19 protein-coding genes and 1 pseudogene are annotated in these 17,758 nt (G+C 60.9%); 10 read left to right on the top strand and 10 right to left on the bottom strand.

Annotated features, from left to right (window positions below):
• Nucleotides 1-110: 110 nt before the first annotated feature.
• The gene (locus tag RE4_RS07220; RefSeq protein WP_060938328.1) at nucleotides 111-1,055 is read right to left on the bottom strand and encodes an alpha/beta fold hydrolase; all 945 of its coding nucleotides are present in this window, start codon (nucleotides 1,053-1,055) and stop codon (nucleotides 111-113) included.
• Nucleotides 1,056-1,274: 219 nt separating this feature from the next.
• On the opposite strand from RE4_RS07220, the gene RE4_RS31180 reads away from it, so the two are divergent.
• Complete coding sequence (locus RE4_RS31180) at nucleotides 1,275-1,412, top strand: hypothetical protein (protein ID WP_003945592.1); 138 nt, start codon at nucleotides 1,275-1,277, stop codon at nucleotides 1,410-1,412.
• Here RE4_RS31180 and RE4_RS07215 read toward each other — a convergent pair.
• Complete coding sequence (locus RE4_RS07215; RefSeq protein WP_060938327.1) at nucleotides 1,394-2,155, bottom strand: SDR family NAD(P)-dependent oxidoreductase; 762 nt, start codon at nucleotides 2,153-2,155, stop codon at nucleotides 1,394-1,396. The two genes, RE4_RS31180 and RE4_RS07215, sit on opposite strands and share 19 nt — an antisense overlap.
• Before the next feature lie 205 nt (nucleotides 2,156-2,360).
• Between RE4_RS07215 and RE4_RS30995 the strand changes: the two genes are divergently transcribed.
• A complete protein-coding gene (locus RE4_RS30995) occupies nucleotides 2,361-2,519 on the top strand; it encodes a hypothetical protein (protein WP_019747160.1) in 159 nt (52 codons plus the stop codon).
• Between the two features lie 113 nt (nucleotides 2,520-2,632).
• Here the strand turns inward: RE4_RS30995 and RE4_RS07210 are convergent, their stop codons facing one another.
• Nucleotides 2,633-3,478, bottom strand: coding sequence for a glycosyltransferase family 92 protein (locus tag RE4_RS07210; RefSeq protein ID WP_060938326.1), 846 nt, complete (start codon nucleotides 3,476-3,478; stop codon nucleotides 2,633-2,635).
• 107 nt (nucleotides 3,479-3,585) lie between these two features.
• Here RE4_RS07210 and RE4_RS07205 point away from each other — a divergent pair, with 107 nt between their 5' ends.
• The 3 genes from RE4_RS07205 (at nucleotide 3,586) to RE4_RS07195 (ending at nucleotide 7,394) form a co-directional block, all read left to right on the top strand.
• A complete protein-coding gene (locus RE4_RS07205) occupies nucleotides 3,586-4,821 on the top strand; it encodes a cytochrome P450 (RefSeq protein ID WP_060938325.1) in 1,236 nt (411 codons plus the stop codon).
• Nucleotides 4,818-5,381, top strand: coding sequence for a TetR/AcrR family transcriptional regulator (locus RE4_RS07200; RefSeq protein ID WP_060938324.1), 564 nt, complete (start codon nucleotides 4,818-4,820; stop codon nucleotides 5,379-5,381). The genes RE4_RS07205 and RE4_RS07200 overlap by 4 nt, the downstream gene beginning before the upstream one ends.
• Before the next feature lie 99 nt (nucleotides 5,382-5,480).
• Nucleotides 5,481-7,394, top strand: a complete 1,914-nt coding sequence (locus RE4_RS07195) for an alkyl/aryl-sulfatase (RefSeq protein WP_029254603.1) — start codon at nucleotides 5,481-5,483, stop codon at nucleotides 7,392-7,394.
• Nucleotides 7,395-7,430: 36 nt separating this feature from the next.
• Here the strand turns inward: RE4_RS07195 and RE4_RS07190 are convergent, their stop codons facing one another.
• From RE4_RS07190 to RE4_RS07180, 3 genes are read right to left on the bottom strand one after another with little or no spacing between them, the layout of a single operon-like run.
• Entirely contained in the window at nucleotides 7,431-8,051 is a 621-nt protein-coding gene (locus RE4_RS07190) for an L-threonylcarbamoyladenylate synthase (protein ID WP_029254604.1), read from the bottom strand.
• Between the two features lie 26 nt (nucleotides 8,052-8,077).
• The gene (locus tag RE4_RS07185; RefSeq protein ID WP_019747166.1) at nucleotides 8,078-8,503 is read right to left on the bottom strand and encodes a MerR family transcriptional regulator; all 426 of its coding nucleotides are present in this window, start codon (nucleotides 8,501-8,503) and stop codon (nucleotides 8,078-8,080) included.
• A gap of 35 nt (nucleotides 8,504-8,538) precedes the next feature.
• Nucleotides 8,539-10,038, bottom strand: a complete 1,500-nt coding sequence (locus RE4_RS07180; protein ID WP_174531761.1) for a SulP family inorganic anion transporter — start codon at nucleotides 10,036-10,038, stop codon at nucleotides 8,539-8,541.
• A gap of 297 nt (nucleotides 10,039-10,335) precedes the next feature.
• Here RE4_RS07180 and RE4_RS07175 point away from each other — a divergent pair, with 297 nt between their 5' ends.
• The 4 genes from RE4_RS07175 to RE4_RS31255 all read left to right on the top strand — a co-directional run bounded on the left by RE4_RS07175 (nucleotide 10,336) and on the right by RE4_RS31255 (nucleotide 13,906).
• Entirely contained in the window at nucleotides 10,336-11,550 is a 1,215-nt protein-coding gene (locus RE4_RS07175; protein WP_060938322.1) for an Ig-like domain-containing protein, read from the top strand.
• Nucleotides 11,551-11,605: 55 nt separating this feature from the next.
• Complete coding sequence (locus tag RE4_RS07170) at nucleotides 11,606-12,724, top strand: Ig-like domain-containing protein (RefSeq protein WP_060938321.1); 1,119 nt, start codon at nucleotides 11,606-11,608, stop codon at nucleotides 12,722-12,724.
• Between the two features lie 288 nt (nucleotides 12,725-13,012).
• The gene (locus tag RE4_RS07165) at nucleotides 13,013-13,381 is read left to right on the top strand and encodes an Rv1352/Rv1906c domain-containing protein (RefSeq protein WP_238077067.1); all 369 of its coding nucleotides are present in this window, start codon (nucleotides 13,013-13,015) and stop codon (nucleotides 13,379-13,381) included.
• 354 nt (nucleotides 13,382-13,735) lie between these two features.
• Entirely contained in the window at nucleotides 13,736-13,906 is a 171-nt protein-coding gene (locus tag RE4_RS31255) for a hypothetical protein (protein WP_020906453.1), read from the top strand.
• Nucleotides 13,907-13,978: 72 nt separating this feature from the next.
• Here RE4_RS31255 and RE4_RS07160 read toward each other — a convergent pair.
• The 3 genes and pseudogenes from RE4_RS07160 to RE4_RS31550 all read right to left on the bottom strand — a co-directional run.
• Nucleotides 13,979-14,722 (bottom strand): annotated as a pseudogene (locus RE4_RS07160) (HNH endonuclease family protein); the annotation flags it as partial.
• Nucleotides 14,723-14,800: 78 nt separating this feature from the next.
• Nucleotides 14,801-15,256, bottom strand: a complete 456-nt coding sequence (locus tag RE4_RS07155; RefSeq protein ID WP_081098319.1) for a pyridoxamine 5'-phosphate oxidase family protein — start codon at nucleotides 15,254-15,256, stop codon at nucleotides 14,801-14,803.
• Nucleotides 15,257-15,279: 23 nt separating this feature from the next.
• Nucleotides 15,280-15,648 carry a roadblock/LC7 domain-containing protein gene (locus tag RE4_RS31550; protein ID WP_020906454.1) on the bottom strand — a complete coding sequence of 123 codons (369 nt, stop codon included), beginning with the start codon at nucleotides 15,646-15,648 and terminating at the stop codon, nucleotides 15,280-15,282.
• 704 nt (nucleotides 15,649-16,352) lie between these two features.
• On the opposite strand from RE4_RS31550, the gene RE4_RS07145 reads away from it, so the two are divergent.
• Nucleotides 16,353-16,823: a hypothetical protein gene (locus RE4_RS07145; RefSeq protein ID WP_020906455.1), complete on the top strand. Its 471-nt coding sequence runs from the start codon at nucleotides 16,353-16,355 to the stop codon at nucleotides 16,821-16,823.
• Between the two features lie 7 nt (nucleotides 16,824-16,830).
• Here RE4_RS07145 and RE4_RS07140 read toward each other — a convergent pair whose 3' ends face one another.
• Complete coding sequence (locus RE4_RS07140; protein WP_042950954.1) at nucleotides 16,831-17,754, bottom strand: DUF2797 domain-containing protein; 924 nt, start codon at nucleotides 17,752-17,754, stop codon at nucleotides 16,831-16,833.
• Nucleotides 17,755-17,758 lie beyond the last annotated feature (4 nt).

Here is a 17,758-nt window from a genome sequence, read left to right as displayed (position 1 = left end):
GGCCGGACCTGCCGACGTAGTCGATCGCCGAATCGTCCTTGATACGCCGAAGTTGATGGGGCACTTGCTCGATCGGCGAGGCCGTTCCGCGGGTGTAGTGCCGGTACGTGTCAGCTCGTGATCAGCCCCGTGCGGTCGAGCCATGCGAGCGCGTGACGTGAAAACTCGTCCGGAATCTCCAACTGAGGGGTGTGACCCGTGTCGCCGAGAATGATGGTGGTCCAGTGTGGATGTGCGGCGGCGGCTGCCCGGGCGGCCTCGACCGGGACAAGCCGATCGCGATCGCCATGTATCAGGAGCGTCGGAGTCGTGATCTCTCGCAGTGTCTTTCGATAGGCGGCCGGACGGGCGAGGGTCATCAGCAGTGACCGTGCTGCCTGCAGGAACTCGGCATCCTGAGTGGGTTCGCCGCGACGAATCGCAGTCAAGGCAGCGCCCGCGTCGAGGACCGCGGGGTCTGCTCGCGTCGGATCGGCAAAACATAATCTGGTCATCTGAGCGGCCAACTGCCGGTCGGACATCTTCCGGCGTCCGAAGCCGAGAACCTGCTCACCGACGTACGGCATCGAGTAGAGCGCGAATTGGGCGGCGACGGTCAGATCGGGAAGTTGGACGGGCAGTGGGAGCGCCGGATCCACCAGCACCAGGCCGGCAACTGATTCGGGATTGGCATGGGTCGAGATTGCCGAGACCATTCCCCCCATCGAATTGCCGAACAGGACGGCAGGTTCACCTACTACTGTCTCGAGAAAGCGATTCAGGAGTGCTGCGTTGGCGTCGACGCCGGTGTGCCGTCCACGGGCAGAGGTGAGTCCGAATCCGGCGAGGTCCAGTGCGTACACACGCGTGCGCGCCGCCAGCGTCGGTGCCACCCGCACCCAGTTCAGGTGCGAGCCGCCCAGTCCGTGAACGAGCACGATGGGCGGCGCTCCGCTGGGACCGCCGAAGTCGATCCAGTGAACATCACCGCCGAGATCGGTGATGTTGCTTGTCCCGCCCCACGGGTGTGTGAGGGTGCTTCCGTCGGCGAGTTCGGCCGAAACAGCGGATTCCATACCTGACAGGATGCACCGAGGCGCGGTTCCAGTCACGCGATCGTCCCGGTTCGGTATCCGAAACTGTGTCCTCGATCACGGATTATCGGGAAGCTCGGGAAACGGGCAAAACGGAATTTGATTGGTGTCAAGCACTTTTCGCGGTTGTGATCGCTTTCCGACGGCCGTGGCGCGCGTCCGGCGGAGATCGGTTCGGGCATACTGAAAACCATGTGGTGGATGGTCGGGCTCATTGTTCTGGCCGCGCTGGTTTTGGCATCCGTTCTGGTCGGTTTCGTTTTCCGCCGCCCGATCGCCGAAGCCAAGTCGGCGGTGCTTGCCTTCGACGACGCCAGCTCTCAGCCCCAGCGCGACTGACCACCGTCGAGCGGAATTGTTGCTCCAGTCAGATACGCGGCATCCGGGCCGACCAGGAAAGCCACCGCGGTGCCGATGTCCGTTTCGCAGTCCCCGATCCTCCGTAGCGGAATCCCGGCAACAAAAGCGGCAGCCTCTTCCGGGCGTGCATCTGCCCAACGCTGTAGCCCGGGCGAGGATGCGTGAGGAGCAACCGCGTTGACTCGGATCCCGTCTACGCCCCATTCGCACGCTGCTGCGCGACTGAGGGCTCGGACGGATTCCTTCACGGCCGCGTATCCGCCGTAGCCGGCGGCGTCCCAACGGACGGCCACGGAACTGACCATGTTGATGATCGCCCCGCCGCCGCGTTCCTTCATGAACGGGTAGCAGGCTTGCATTGTTCGCAGCGTCGCGACGGGACCGGAAGTCAACCCGTCGGCAAGGCGCTCCGGAGTGAGGTCGAGGACGTTGCCGAGCGGGTTGAGGCTGGCGTTGTTGATCAGGATGTCGACGCCGCCGAACAGTTCCACGGTTCGCGCCACGGCAGCGGTGATGGAACCCGCGTCGGCGATATCCACGAGCACCGGTTCGGCATGGCCTCCGCGTTCGGTGATCTCGTTACATGTGACGACGAGTTTCGACTCAGTGCGGCCCGCCACCGCGACGGAAGCACCTTCCTTGGCAAGCGCAAACGCAACACCCTGGCCGACGCCTTGCCCTGCGCCAGTGATCAGGGCCACTTTTCCATCCAACTTGCCCACTGCTGTTCTCCTGCTCGTCATTCAACGGTTCCCGAAGCGTTGTCCGAATCGCGCATTGTTACTCGTGGGTTCCCGCTGGATGAGATGTGAGTTACGTCCCACTCAACGGCACCGCTTCAAATTTCGGCTGTCTTACGTATATTGTGAGCGCCGTTACATACCGGGCGCGCGGACCGCGTACACATTCCATGATGAGGAGCTAGACATGGCATTCACCACTGGCAGCAGCAAGACGGACCTGGCACAGCTCGGCGACTTCCAGAAGATCATTGCAGGCCTGGGCGGCGTTCTCGTCGGCATCGGCGCAGTTGCTGGTCTTCTCGGCGCAATCGGTGGCGCAGGAAGCTCGCAGCCGAAGGCTTGATTGCTTCGCTGAACCGGATTTACGGCCCCCGGCCCGCATTCTGAAGGCATTGCCTTCGTGGATGCGGGCCGGAGGTTTATCTGTACCTGAATACCTGTGTCTTGCAGGCACATTCAATTCTGTGATACGTCAATTGCCGCCGGAACATCCACACCTTCTTCGTGGACTTGGGGTCCGAAATTCGGCAGCGGAGTGAAGTCGAGTGCCGCCTCCGAACCGCGGTAATGGCGGAAGTAGAAGAGGGATCGGTCGGGCCGCACCAGGCTGTCCGGTTCGCTTGTCTTCCATCCCCAGTGGACGTCCGCTCGCAGAATCTCCGACAGCCTCACGATGTTCTTGCAGCCGTGGCTCTGTAGCCCAAGGCATTTCAATTCCTCGACGTCTCGCAGTTGCCCGTCGCGCGTCCACCTGGATTCGTAAACCAGAGCATCGAGAACGACGCGGTGCGAACCCGCTTGAGTAACTCCGGCAAGTAGAACCTCCCAGTCCAGTCCTGGTGCGTGCTCGAGGTATTCGTCGGCGTCGACGAATGCTGCCCATGCGACGGTGTCGCGGTATCGACTCACGTAATCGACGTACGCCTCTACCTGACCGTGCACGATCCGACCGTCCGCGTCGCGCGGTTGCCAGTCGACGATCGTCACCGGAAGGTCGTGCAGTTCTTTGCGGAATGCGACCTGAACTTCACTGTCCGACATCGATCGGGTGAAGGCGCCGTAAGAGTTGCCTCTCTTGTCCTCGCTGCGGCCGTGCCAACGGTTGAGGCTGAATGCGCTTGTCTTGCGGGTGGACCCGACGGAACCGGTGTTGTCGTAGAGAACAACCTCCCAGCCTTGCTCGATGTGGTGCAGGCACCAGTCTCTGATGAAGGGGAGATGTTCGCGGGGGAGCAGGACCGCAACCACGGCGCGGCGTCCGGTGTCAGAGCTGTTCGGGTGGTTCTTCGGATCCGTGATCACCCGACACACGATAGTGCTCTGCGTGGAAGCGGGTTACTCGATATTGATCGCAGAAATATTGGTCGTCAAACATTGACACATCTATCAATTTGTCTCATAGTCGAGTCATGACAACATCTGTGTCACATTCTCCACGGTTTGTTCCTTCCACCGGGGAGTCCTGGCGTTCGCCCTGGGTCATGTACGACGCATTGCGAGAGAACGACCCGGTGCACAACGTGGTGCCGGAAGCCTCGCCGCAGGACGACTACTGGGTGCTCACCCGTCACGAAGACGTCTACAACGCCGCTCGTGATTACGAGACGTACTCGTCGGCAAAGGGATTGACCACCGTCTATGGTGAGCTCGAGCAGATCGGGATGCAGGACAATCCGCCGTTCGTGATGCAGGACCCGCCCGTGCAGTCGGAGTTCCGGCGCATGGTGTCGAAGGGATTCACTCCGCGTCAGGTATCGGCGGTCGAGCCGATGGTCCGCGAATTCGTCGTCGAGCGTATCGAAGCGTTGAAAGCGCGTGGCAGTGGCGATATCGTCGTCGAGCTCTTCAAACCGTTGCCGTCGATGGTTGTCGCACACTATCTGGGTGTGCCGGAATCGGACCGTGACCAGTTCGACGGCTGGACCGAAGCCATTGTCGCTGCCAATTCGGCAGGTGGTGTGGCCGCGGCAGCGACGACGGCACAGGCCGCCACCGGTGAGCTGATGATGTACTTCGCGTCGCTGATCGACCGCCGCAAGGTCGAACCGGGTGACGACACGATTTCGCACCTACTCGCCGCTGGACTCGGTGAAGACGGCGACATGTCCGGCCTGCTGTCGATTCTGGGCTTCGCCTTCACCATGGTGGCCGGTGGAAACGACACCACGACAGGAATGCTGGGTGGTTCGGTGGCGATGCTGACCGAACGCCTCGACCAGCGTCAGATCCTGCTGGACGATCCCGCATTGATCACCGACGCGGTCGACGAGTTGCTTCGACTCACCTCGCCGGTCCAAGGACTGGCACGCACCACGACGCGAGATGTGGCCTTGGGTGGCAAAGTGATTCCGGCAGGACGTAAGGTTCTGCTGATGTACGGTGCGGCCAATCGTGATCCCGAAAAGTACGGACCCGACGCGGCGGAGTTGGACGTCTTGCGTCGACCGCAGAAGATTCTCACCTTCAGTCATGGCGCCCACCACTGTCTGGGGGCGTCGGCAGCTCGGATGCAGGCTCGAGTTGCGTTGGAAGAGTTACTCTCCCGGATTCCAGATTTCCATATCGACATCGACGCGATGCAATACGCGCCGGGCAACTACGTGCGCCGTCCACTCACAGCGCCGATGTCGGTGACCCGGCCGTGAGCAACGACTGGCTCGGTGAGGGGCGCGCCTTGGCGGCAGCCGAGAAGATCCTCGACAGTGCGGCGCAACTGTTCGTCGAGAAAGGTGTCAACGCCGTCGGTATGGCGGAGATAGCCTCTGCTGCAGGATGTTCCCGGGCCACCCTGTATCGGTACTTCGAGAATCGGCAGGCCCTTCACATTGCATTCGTTCACCGCGAAGCGCGCAGGCTGGGAACTGCGATCGCGGAATCGGTAGCGACCATCGATGATCCGAGCGAGCGTCTCGAAACGGCGATGCTCACCGCAGTCTCCGCGGTGCGCAGCACTCCGACGTTGGCTGCATGGTTCACTCCGGGTGATGCGAGTCTTGCAGGTGAACTTGCCAATTCATCCGACGTCATCAACGGACTGGGCGTCGCGATGCTCGGTGAAAACGGAGCAGGCACAGCGTCACGAGCCCGCTGGATCGTGCGAGTGATCCTCTCGCTGCTCATGGTGCCGGGTGCGGACGAGAACGACGAGCGGACGTTGGTGCGTGAGTTCGTTGCTGCGCTGTTGAACGCTGGACGAACCACGTGATCATCCCTTCCGGGTGATGCGCGAGGACTACGTGGCGATCGAGGATGAACCGGTATCCAGACACAGGACACCGCGAGTTCCCGAGGAGCGTAAGAGAAGATGACTACACCATCCGAACTCGACCCCAAGCCCGCTACCGAAGCGACTCGCCTTGCGAACGCCCAGGTCCTCCGTGATCTTCCGTTCGATGACACATTCGACTTCGAACTGATTTCTCGCGGTCTGGTGGCGCCGCTCATCGACGGCGGGTTGGTCAAGGGTGACAAAGGACAGTTCATCTTCTCCTACGACGCCTATGGGTTCGCCGACGGCGAAGCGCCGGACACCGTCAACCCGAGTCTCTGGCGCCAAGCCACTTTGATGGGAAAGGGCGGCGGGCTCTTCAAGCTTGCCGATCGCCTCTACCAGGTGATCGGCCAGGACTTGTCGAACACGACGATCATCGAGGGCGATACCGGGTTGATCATCGGTGACACCCTGATGTCCGCGGAAACAGCCGCTCTTGCGCTGGAGTTGTACTACCAGCACCGCCCCAAGGTCCCGGTCAAGGCGATCATCTTCACACACTCCCACGGCGATCACTTCGGCGGAGTCAAAGGATTTGTCACCGACGAAGAGATCGAGTCCGGTGCCGTAAAAGTCTATGCACCAGACAGTTTCACGGAGGAGGCGATCTCCGAGAACGTGCTCGCCGGAACGGCGATGACGCGTCGCGGAATGTACATGTACGGATCATTCCTGCGTCCAGGCCCGCAGGGGCAGGTTTCCGGTGGTCTCGGACTGTCCACGTCGCACGGCACGTCGACGTTCGCGGTGCCGACCGACGTCATCACCGAACCGGTACACGAAGAAGTCATCGACGGTGTGCGCGTGACGTTCATGCTCGCGCCGGGCACCGAAGCGCCGTCCGAAATGTTGTTCTATCTACCCGATTTCAAGGCGCTCGGGTCAGCGGAGGACGTCACGCACACGATGCACAACCTGTACACGTTGCGCGGCGCCAAAACTCGCGACGCCAAGGCCTGGTCGCACTACGTTCGTCTGGCGATGGAACTTTTCCCCGACGTCGAAATCATTTTTGCGCAGCATCATTGGCCCACGTGGGGCAACGACAAGATCTTGAAGCTGATGTCGGATCAGGCAGACCTGTACAAGTATCTGCACGATCAGACGTTGCGTCTTGCCAACAAGGGACTGACACCGGTGGAGATTGCCGACCAGATCGAGGTACCCGACGCCATCGGAAAGCAGTGGTACAACCGCGGGTACTACGGCTCGCTCAGTCACAACGTCAAAGCGATCTACACCTTCTATCTCGGTTGGTTCGACGGCGTTCCCGCTCACCTCAATCCTCATCCGCCGGTGGAGAACGGCAAGCGCTACGTCGAAGCCGTCGGCGGACCCGATGCGCTTCTGACCAAGGGCAAGCAGGCGTTCGACGACGGCGACTATCGCTGGGCAGCGGAGCTGGTGAACCATCTGGTGTTCGCCGATCCGAGTAACCAGAAAGCGCGAGAGTTGTTGGCGGACACGTACGAACAACTCGGCTACCAAGCCGAGAACGGTACGTGGCGCAACTTCTACCTGGTCGGAGCGATGGAATTGCGGCATCCGCTGGCACCGATGCCGTCCAACAACCCCACCGGCCCGGCCGTTGTCGCCGTGATGCCTCTCGAGCAGATGCTGGACTTCTGGGCAGTTCGCCTCGACGGTCCCAAAGCTGCCGACGTCGACCTGTCGTTGCGATTCGTGTTGTCGGACACTGCGGACAACGTCCTGGTCACAGTGCGCAACGGCGTGCTGAATTACGACACGGACAAGGCAGATGCTTCGGCGGCGCTGACTCTGACCTTGACCCGTGCCGTGTTCAACGAGGTGTATCTGGGAACGACTTCGCTCACCGAATCCATCAAGGCCGGAACGGCAAAAGCTGTGGGAGATCAGTCTGAACTGGAGACGTTCATCTCGCTGCTGGAGGACTTCGATCTGTGGTTCGACATCGTGACGCCGTGACACGTTGCCATCCGTGATGTGGCACGGGCGGGGGGATCATTCGAAACGGGAAGGATCTCCCGCGCCGATGCGCACGATCTCGGGGGCACCGGACGAATAGTCGACCACCGTGGTGGGCTCGGTTCCGCAGTCACCCGAGTCGATGACGGCGTCGAGTTGGTGGTCGAGTTCTTCCTTGATCTGCCAGCCGTCCGTCATCGGCTCCTCGGCGCCGGGCAGGAGAAGGGTGCTGGAGAGGATCGGTTCACCCAACTCTTGCAAGAGCGCCCGCACTACCGGGTGGCTGGGGATACGCACTCCGACGGTCTTCTTCTTGGCGTGTGCCAGTCGACGCGGAACTTCCTTCGTGGCGGGAAGGATGAACGTGTACTGCCCAGGCGTAGCGGCTTTCACCGCGCGGAACGCCGAGTTGGTGACGTGGACGAAGTGCCCGAGCTGCGCGAAGTCGGCACAGACCAGCGTGAAGTGGTGATCCGACCGCAGGTGACGGATCTCGCGGATCCGATCGGTGCCCGAGTGATTGTCCATTCGGGCACCCAGGGCGTAGCAGGAGTCGGTGGGGTAGGCGATGACCGCGTCGTTGCGCAGCATTTCGACGATCTGGCTGATCGCGCGCGGCTGCGGGTTTTCCGGGTGAACGTCGAAATATCGGGCCATCAACCCAGCTTAGTTCAGCTTGCAGATCACGAATGCCGTTCACCGTTCAGACTGTGGTCGGCGAGCAATCCCGTCAGCTCTTCGGCGTAGGCGAGTTGCTTACGTAAGTGTGTGCAGCTTTCTTCCGCCCGGGTATGGCAGGCGGTGACGAATTCGGTTGCGGCGGTTCGTGTTGACGCGTCCGAAGCTTCGTCGCCGAGCACTGCCAGGGAATTGAGGAGTTGTTTCATTTCTTCGAGACTGAATCCGAGCGGCTTCATTCGTCGGATTACCAGTAGCCGTTGGACGTCCGCCTCGGTGTACAAGCGGAATCCTCCGGCGGTCCGCTCCGATGGAGTGACCAGACCGACCTCGTCGTAATGACGGATCGTCTTGATCGACAGTTCGGTGCGTTCGGCAACCTGCCCGATCTGCATGTTCTGTCCCTGGACCGCATGTTCCGGCTCAGACATCACTCCTACTTTCGTCGCGCTGGGCTTCCATACTCTCAGTGACCGTCACCCAGGCGTCCGGACAGGCGCAGATGGCGCTCGGCCGATGCGTCGTCGAGCCCCACGATCTCGACATTCTTGCCTCTGGCCGCGTACTTGGTGGTGATCGCGTCCAGTGTCGCCACGGTCGACGCATCCCAGACATGCGACTCGGACAGATCGATGACAATGTTCTTCGGGTCGTCGACATAGTCGAACTGGTAGATCAGATCGTTGCTGGATGCGAAGAACAGCTCGCCTCGAACCGCATAGACACGGGTGTCCTCGTCCGGATGAGCGACGTCGATCACTTCGGTGAGATGCGCGACGCGGCGGGCGAAGATGACCATCGCGGTGATCACTCCGACGATCACGCCGTAGGCAAGATTGTGGGTCGCGACGGTGACCGCCACGGTGACCAGCATGACCACTGTCTCGCCGATCGGCATGCGGCGCAGGGTCTTCGGATTGATGCTGTGCCAGTCGAAAGTGCCGACCGAGACCATGATCATGACGGCTACCAATGCGGCCATGGGAATCAACGCCACGACATCGCCGAGGCCGACCACGAGTATCAGCAAGAACACGCCCGCCAGGAAGGTCGAGATTCGAGTGCGAGCGCCGGAGACCTTGACGTTGATCATGGTCTGGCCGATCATCGCGCACCCTCCCATGCCTCCGAAGAAGCCGGTGACGATGTTCGCGACGCCTTGGCCCCACCCTTCTCGGGTCTTGTTCGAGTGAGTATCCGTGACGTCGTCGACGAGCTTGGCCGTCATCAACGATTCGAGGAGGCCGACGAGCGCCATGGCCAATGCATACGGAGCAATGATCGACAGTGTGTGCATGTCCAGAGGGACGTCGGGGAACAGTAGCGTCGGCAGGCTCGACGGAAGCTCGCCCTCGTCGCCGACATTGGGGACGTTGAACGCGAAAACGACTGTGGCGGTGGTCAGTAGCACGATCGCCACCAGTGGAGCCGGGACCGCGCTGGTCAGTTTCGGCAGGAATACGAGTATCAGGAGGGCGACGGCCAGAAGTGGGTAGACGAGCCACGGAACATCGATCAGGTGGGGGAGTTGGGCAATGAAGATCAAGATGGCCAGTGCATTGACGAATCCCACCATGACGCTGCGCGGGATGAAGCGCATCAGCTTGGCGACGCCGAGGAGGCTCAACACGATCTGGAGCAGGCCGGCCAGAAGGACTGTCGCAATCAGGTAGTCGATTCCGTACTCGCGCGTCAGTGGAGCGACGACCAGTGCGACGGCGCCGGTAGCTGCGGAGATCATTGCGGGTCGTCCGCCGACGACGGCGATGGTCACTGCCATCGTGAACGACGCGAACAGTCCTACCCGCGGATCGACGCCGGCGATGATCGAGAACGAGATCGCCTCGGGAATCAGTGCCAACGCCACGACCAGTCCGGCCAAAACTTCCGTTTTGAGACGGCGAGGTGACCGGAGCGCGGCCCGAACCGAATTGTCGTTGGTGGATGAAGCGATGGTTACTGCCATGAGATTCCGTCCTGACGAGGTTCTCATACTCTACCCTCCCGTAAGGGTAGAGTATGAACGGAGTTCTCACTACGGCGCGGATTTCTGTCGAATTATGTTTTCCCGCAGTGAATCTCGAATCGCGAGATTGATCGAGAGGGGCAAGGCTCGCGGTGGCGGTCAGATGTGACGACCAGTAACCCTTACCAAGTATTTACCTACTGTGTGGTTTTTGTTTATTGAAAACGGGTCAACTCGGGCGCTGGCTCCGTTACAGTTCGGCGGCAAACGTCAATCAGGTTGTTCCGAGAGGACATCATGTCAAAACGCCTACTGAATGCTGCGCTCCTTACCGGCCTCCTTGCCGGTGGAACCGCTGTGGCCGTGATTCCGGCGACCGCGGCGCCCGTTGCAGAAACCACGTCGACAACGTTTCAGGTCACGTGCCGCGCAGTTCCGAGTGCGTTCTCCGGTCCTTCGTCAGACGGAAAGCCTGCTACGGTGCGAGTTTCGGCTCCTTCGGTCGTGGCGCCAGGTCAAGTCTTCGACATCGACGTGGATCCGGGTAGCGTTCAGATCCCGAACGATGTGAGCGGCGCCAGTGTCAAGAAGATCTCGCGTCTGAAGATCGATCTGCCGATTCCGACCAACGCGGAGTTCGTTTCGGCGACGGTCACCGATCCGGGCAATGTTGTTGCCGGGAAACCTGCTTCGGTGATTCGTGTCAACGAAGACGGCACTCCCGCAGCGGACGGTCCGATACTCCGGTTGTCCGGCGCAAACGAAGCGATCGGCAACAGTCCGTCATCGTCGCCGGGTGCGCACGGCGGGCTTGCGATCAATGCTCAGTCCGGAGCCGAGACCAACATCGTCTTTCCGAAGATCAGAATCACCGTAAAGGCCGGGCCGTCCGGCGCAGTCGAAACCAATGTCCGGACTTCGGGTGCTGCAGGTACTTTCGGCGGGCCGGAGTCGTTTTTGACCTTCCTCCCTCAGGTAAGTCACTGGCTCGCGGGAACCATCTGGGCGCCCACATCCTGTTCTCCTCGCGACGGTGAGACGGGTCCCCTCAACGCCGGTGCCGGCGCATTGGCATCCACGAAAATCGACGGAGACCTCGGACCTGTTGATCCCGAGCCTGGAGCAGACATCGTGACGACGCTCGAAGGACCGACGACGGCCGCCACCGGTACCAAGGTGTCTTTTGCTTCTCACGTCGATCCGGAAAACGCAACGGGAACAGTACAGTTCATGGTCGACGGCAAGCCCGTCGGTGACCCGCGGCCGGTGGTTCGCGGTATTGCCCGCCTGGATCTGACCTTCGGTAAGGCGGGTATCAAGTCCGTGACTGCAGTCTTCACAGCTACCGGCGACGAGGCGAAGTACACGTCGGCGGCACACATGCTCACGGTGACCGGTGATTCAACAGGCCCGGTCGATCCCGACCCGACCGATCCGGGCACTCCGGGTGGTCTCGGCAGCCTCGAGTCCGTTCTGCCGCAGCTGCCAACAGGTTCGCTCGGTGGCAAGTGATCACGGTCCTACTTCACCGAACACTCGATGACCGAGTCTTTTTGAAAGGCAACATATGAACTCCCGTTCTCTGGCTGTTTGCGCAGTCGTACCAGCTGTCGCGGCCGGACTCCTCGCTGTGTCCGCTCCGGTAGCAGCGGCTTCCGATACCGTGACGCGAACAGTTTCCTTCGAACACAAGTGCCGGGTCGACGGCGCCACCGATTGGGATTCGTCGTTCTCCGACAACCTGGAGGTCACGGCGCCCACGTCCGTGCGTCCCGGCGAACAGTTCACAGTGAAACTGCATCCGGGCACCATGCGTAGTTCGGATTCGGACACCGGTCGTATCAAGTACGACATCGCACTACCGCAAGGGGCAACCCTGGTTTCGTACTCCCTCGTCGGTGATTCGTCGTCCAACTTGACCGGCGAGACTGCGGTGCTGCTCCGGGTGGGCGCAGACGGAAACGCGAACTCGGCGGGTGAGTACCTGCGAATTACCGGTACCGGCAACAAGACAGTCAACGACGGTCCGAGCGCGAACGACAACAAGCCAAAGGAAGGGCTGCAAGTCAAGGCCAACACGGACTTTCGTTTGCCGGCAGTCGAATTGAAACTCGAAGCTCGGTCCGACGAGGGAAGCGCGACGACGCACCTGCGCGCCGGGGCGACGAGCCCGAGTATCAAGATCAAAGACACGAGCATGAGTTTCGGTGAGTCCCGGTGGGTCAATGCCGCTGGGTATTGTGTTGCTTCGGGCGAGGGACGCAGCGCCCTCTCGACTACCGAGGTATTCGCGACCAACCAGACCGAGACGACGGTCGCTGTCGCACTGGAGGCACTGACGGGCGAAGACGTCAAGATTGCGGCGAGTATCGACCCGAACCCGGGTGAGGGCACGGTCGAGTTCTTCGACGGCGAGACGAAGATCGGTAGCGCCACAGTCGATTCCAATGGCCATGCAGAACTGGTCTGGCCGTTCCGCGACCAGGGCGAGCATCGTATCACCGCAAAGTTCTTGGGTACCAAGAAGTTCAGTTCTTCGGAATCTGCAGACAAGACCGTGACCGTCACCGTGCCCGGCGTCATCGTCGTCGAGCCGGTGGATCCGACGGAACCGGAAACTCCTGGTGGAACCGGAAGCCTCGGGGACATCTTCTCGAAGCTGCCGACGGGCTCACTCGGAGGCTGAGTCACCCAAACGGCAGGGGAGCGTCGACGTTTCGGCTCGAATACGGTTGTGTGATCGAATACTGGAATGACAGGTTCGAATCATGCCGAGAGCCGCAACGCCGGCGTTCCCTATTTTTCTCAATGGGAGTCTCCGTCACGGAAATCGGGCCAGAACCACAAAAGGTAGCTCACCAAAACTCGTGCCCTTTTACTACCGTTAGTTGAAGAACTGCGCGAACCGCGGGTTCTTACATCAACAAGCCTTCGAACTCGCCGCTGCGGTTCAGGTATGAACAAGGTAGGGAAAATGCGCAAGGTTAGTTTGCTCGCGTCCGCTGCAGCAGTAGCTGTCGGTGTGGCAATGATCGGGACGTCTGCGGCCTCAGCAGCGCCGGGAACGATTCCCGGTCATGGGCTGTTCGACGTGCCGTGGGAGGTGTTACCGGGAACCTACACGACGTCTGGGCCCGTATCAGCTGATATGCCGTGCATATACGGTCGGGCAAAAGTCGACGGCGACGGTGAATTGAATGTCCTCGAGTTCGAAAGCACCCTCGAACCGGCGACAGTCACCATTCTCTTGACGGATTCTCGCTTCACCACCGCGTATTGCGCTGATTGGAAGAGAGTGTCGTCAGTCGGATCGTTGGATCTCGGACCGCTTTTCGGGTCCTAGACGTCTCCGCTCTATGTCGAGATGGACCTCTGGAGGTGACCACGGCCCTCTGCCATCTCGATTGAACGCTCGGCTCGCGGATGCGCTCGTTCGTCTCGAGTTTTCGACCACTCGTCGCATGAGTCCATGACCAGGGACTTTAGCCCTCAGTAATTACCTACCAATCGGTATATTCTGCGAAGGTACGGACTTCGTGAACCGATGTGAGTTGGCTCCGGGGGACGTGCCGGCCTCGCAGGACCGCCCGCAAAGTCAGCCCGGTGAGGCCACCAGAGTTCGCGCATTTCGACAGATTGCCGCTGGGTCCGTCCGCTACGAGGGGAGCGGACGGACCTGACAGCACGAGAGAGTGCCATGCCTGAACGTGGTCAAAGCAGAGTGGACGCGGGGATCATTGCCGTCGTCGCAGTCATAACCGGTGTGTTCGTCGCACTGACCGGCCACGGTCTGGTTGCAGCGCTGGCCACCGTGTTGGGCCTCGCGCTCGGGATGGCGATTGTGCGGTATCTGATCAAAGGTCGCTGATCAGAGTCCTCTGATCAAATGTCGCTGATCGGAGCCCTCTGATCAAATGTCGCTGATCACCGCAAGAGTTCAGCAGGTCGCGAGAATGTCTGCGATGGTGTCGTGTTCGGCTTGGGTAACCCACAAACCGTATGCCGCTTTCACTTCCACTTGAGCAGTCACGTACTGGCAGCGGTATGCCTTGTTGGGCGGCAGCCACGACGCCGCGTCGGAATCCGACTTTTTCTGGTTGGTGGGCCCGTCGACAGCGCGTAGGTTTCGAGGGTCGTTGGCCAGATTGGTTCGCGTTTGCGTGTCGAGCTGCTGCGCGCCCTTCTGCCAGGCGTCCGAGAGTGCGACAACATGGTCGATCTGGACTGCAGAAGACGTGTCCTGGCCGCGGGTGAAGGCGATGGTCTTGTTCGTGTACGGGTCACGGAGCGTACCGGTTTGGACCGAGCAGCTTTTGGAGCCGTCTTTGAATGTCAGGTCGGTGAGGTCACGCCGCAGGATGTCGTTTCGGGTATCGCAGCCGTTGTGGCCGAACTCGACGGTGACGTCGTCGGTCCAGGCGGTACCGAACAGTGCACGGTCGTATCCGGTCTTGGGTGCGCGTCCCTTGATGGGGATCTGTGCCAGCAGTTCAATTGCGGCGGACGAGGGAGCCGAAGTTCCGGCCGTAACCGTCGTCGTGACGCCGGATCCGATTCCCGAACCGAGAGAAGATGTTTCGGGTGCGTCGGCGTTGGAACTGGCGCAACCTCCCAGCACGATCACGGCAGCAATGCCGATGGTGACGCCGGTGATGCCGCGCCTGTGATGTGCCGTGCGTGCCATGTGTGAGAGTCCATTTCTGCGAGAGATGAACTACAAGTATGTCATTCACGACATTTCGGGCTGAACCGGCACTGTCTGTCAGTCCGGTCGAAGTAGCCATCGCGTCACCGGAACCGACACGAGAACTCGCGGACCTTCACGAGTTTCGTCTGCGGCATCCCAGCCGTCGTACTTCTCGCCGAAAAGTTTCAGGAGATCGCCGAACTCGCCGACGTTGTGATGAATTGTCCCGAACCCCTGTGCGACCCACGGGTCGTGAGAGGATCCGTCGACTGCCAACGAGACCCGAGGATCGTCCAGCAGGTTCCGGACCTTCCGATTCTGCTCGGCGCTCGGTATCCAGAATGTGTTCTGACGCAGTAAGAACCAGACCGGAGTCGTGTGCGGCGAGCCGTCGCTTCGAAGGGTGGTCAACCACACGCAAGGAGTATCCGCGATAGTCACTGTCTCAGTATCGGTGCCGGCGCGACGTTCACCAATCGACGGTGCGGAACGAACAATGCCCGGTCCTCGCCGTTGGCGAGGACCGGGCATTGTTCGGGAAGGGAGTGGAAGCGTCAGATCTCGATCTTGGGTGTCTGTTCGCCCAGCTTGTGGCGGGCCAGTGCCAGGTTCGCACGCGCGCGATCCAAAACCAGGTACACGAACAGCGTTGACAGTCCGGGCGTCTCGAGGACACGAATGAGGTGGTACTGGTTACTCAGGGTGATCAGAATGTCTTCGAGAGTGTCGGTAATCCCCAAGTTACTCATCGTGCGGAGCTTTGCTCGCACAACCTCGGAGTTTCCGGCGCCGGCGTACTCGAGGCTGAATGACGGGTTGCCGCTCATGCCGAGAACCATCCCGCTGTCGGCGTCGACTACGGCTGCACCGCTGGCACCGTCGATGCGCATCAATTCGCCGAGGATCTTGTCGATGTTGCTCATTGCTTCTCCTTGGTAGGGCAGAGTCGCGCGGGGCGACTCCAGGTGATGCTTCGGTGATGAAGTCATCGGTACATTTCGAGGTGGAATCGTTGGTTGCGGTGTCGGGAGTGGGCTGGGCGGCAACTGTTCAGCTTGTGAGATTTGTGGGCTCGTTCCGTTCGGTGCAGATGAGCGGCCATTCGACGACTCGAATTCGTCGATGCGGTCTGCGGGCAGCCAGCCGTCCCCGGGGGGTGCGCTGAGCGGCCATCTCGTATCCGTCTCGAAGTCCGGCACCGGCGTCTGAAGTTGCGGATACACCGGCGCGGTAAGCGGCCGCTTGTACGGAACCGGCTGACCGCCCGCGTCGGAGACGTTCGCGAACCAGGCGGCATACCCGGGGTCGCTGCGATCGAGGTTCTGCCCGCGATCGTCGTCTTCCTCCCGGGAGCCTCGTCGACGAAAAAGTCCCACTCGTTCCAGCCCCTTAAAGACGAACTATTTCCGATCAGAGCGTTCCGGATGAACGCGGCAGACCGGACAATCCCACCCATAGTTACTTTGCAGTTAAGTAACCGTAGCATGGGTTCGCAGACGGGGCATATGGTCCAATCCTGTAGGCGGGCCGACGAGGCACTCGGAATCGACAGGCTGCCCGGACGATTCTCGCCGGTCGACGATGCCGGTCCGTTCGAGCGCCAGACGCCCTCTGGCATCCTTGAAGGATGAAGAAAACGATCACCGGGTTCATCGGTGCCTGCTCGCTGGTGGCGCTGGTTGCCTGCGGTTCTGACGGAGACAAGCCGACCGAGGTCGGAACACTCACTTCCTCCGTTTCGGCGACCACCACTGCGTCACCGACGACGTCATCCGAGGCTCCGGCGACATCGTCGGAATCGACTACCGAGGCACCGTCGGTCGACTCGAGCGTCCCGGCTGAGGTCCCGTCGGACCCGAATGTGAGTTCGGCACTGCCACGGACCTACGCGCAGGCGTGCTCCGACGTTCTCCGGTACCTCGACGCATACCAGCCGGCAATTGACGAGTCGGGCGAGGAAATGGGCATGACGCGTGAATCATTGGCAAACGACATGCTGACCTCCATCCAGGCTTATCCCGAATGGTCGAGCTTGTCTGCCGACGAGCAGGCTGAGGTCACTCGCGGATTCGCCGCAGCGACCGCGGGAAGTTGCTGACCTACTTTCAGAACAACGATTCCTGAATCGCCACGCCAGGGGACTCGAACTCGCCGACGGTGATGGTTCGACCGACCAGTCCGGACACATCCGCGACGAAGCGTGGCGATTCAGGATCGGGGTCGATCCGCAGCGAGGCGATCGAACCGGCAAGGCCCTCCAAGTACAAGGAATGTTCCCCGGATTCGAAAGTGTGCGGATACGCGATCAACGGTGCCGCATCGAAGACAACGTCGGCGCACGCCGGCGCCGTCCATTCTTCGGGAGCCTCCAGGATCTCGATTCCGTCGATGTCCGATCCGATGTCATTCAGCTCGTCTTTGATCGACGATACGAAGTGGTGCAACGACTTTCGTAGCTTCTCGCGATCCAAGGGTCCTGTCAGCGCTTCGATCTTCCGAGACGTACGTATGGCCTGGCTCAAGTGGAAGTGCTCCGAAACTCGGGCTTCGAGGGAACGAATGCTGTAACCGTCCGTCGACCGCGCTACGAACAATGCGCAGACCGCTCCCTGTTCGGCGACTCGCGGATGCTTGCGAAACTCGGCCGCCGTCCCCACCTTCATCTGACCGCCGGCGAAGATGTCGATGTAGAGCCATTGTGGTTGCGTGAGATAGGTGCGCACGTTCGGATGAATGTGCGCGCCGCTGACATGTGCCTGATGAACGGTGGTGAATCCCTCACGATTTCGGCATCGATCGCACTGGCGCCCGGTAACGACCGTGGCCCCGCGGTCACACGGCGAGTGTCCCGGACCTTCGGCGGTGAGATCACGCCACCCGAGGCAACGGCGGCCCTTCGCCTCGTCGACGGAGAATCGCAGAACCGAGTCGTGAGTGTAGAAGGTCGTAGCGGAAGTGGTGTCGTCGACGCATCGGATCCGCGGTGCTGTCGGGTTCGACCATTCGATTCCGCGAACGAGCAGGGTCATTGAA

Origin of the sequence: Rhodococcus erythropolis NBRC 15567 (genome assembly GCF_001552595.1) — a bacterium.
In the GTDB taxonomy this organism is placed as follows: Bacteria; Actinomycetota; Actinomycetes; order Mycobacteriales; family Mycobacteriaceae; genus Rhodococcus_F; species Rhodococcus_F erythropolis.
Note: the sequence above shows the minus strand (reverse complement) of the source record. Positions and strands in the feature narration are given on the sequence as shown.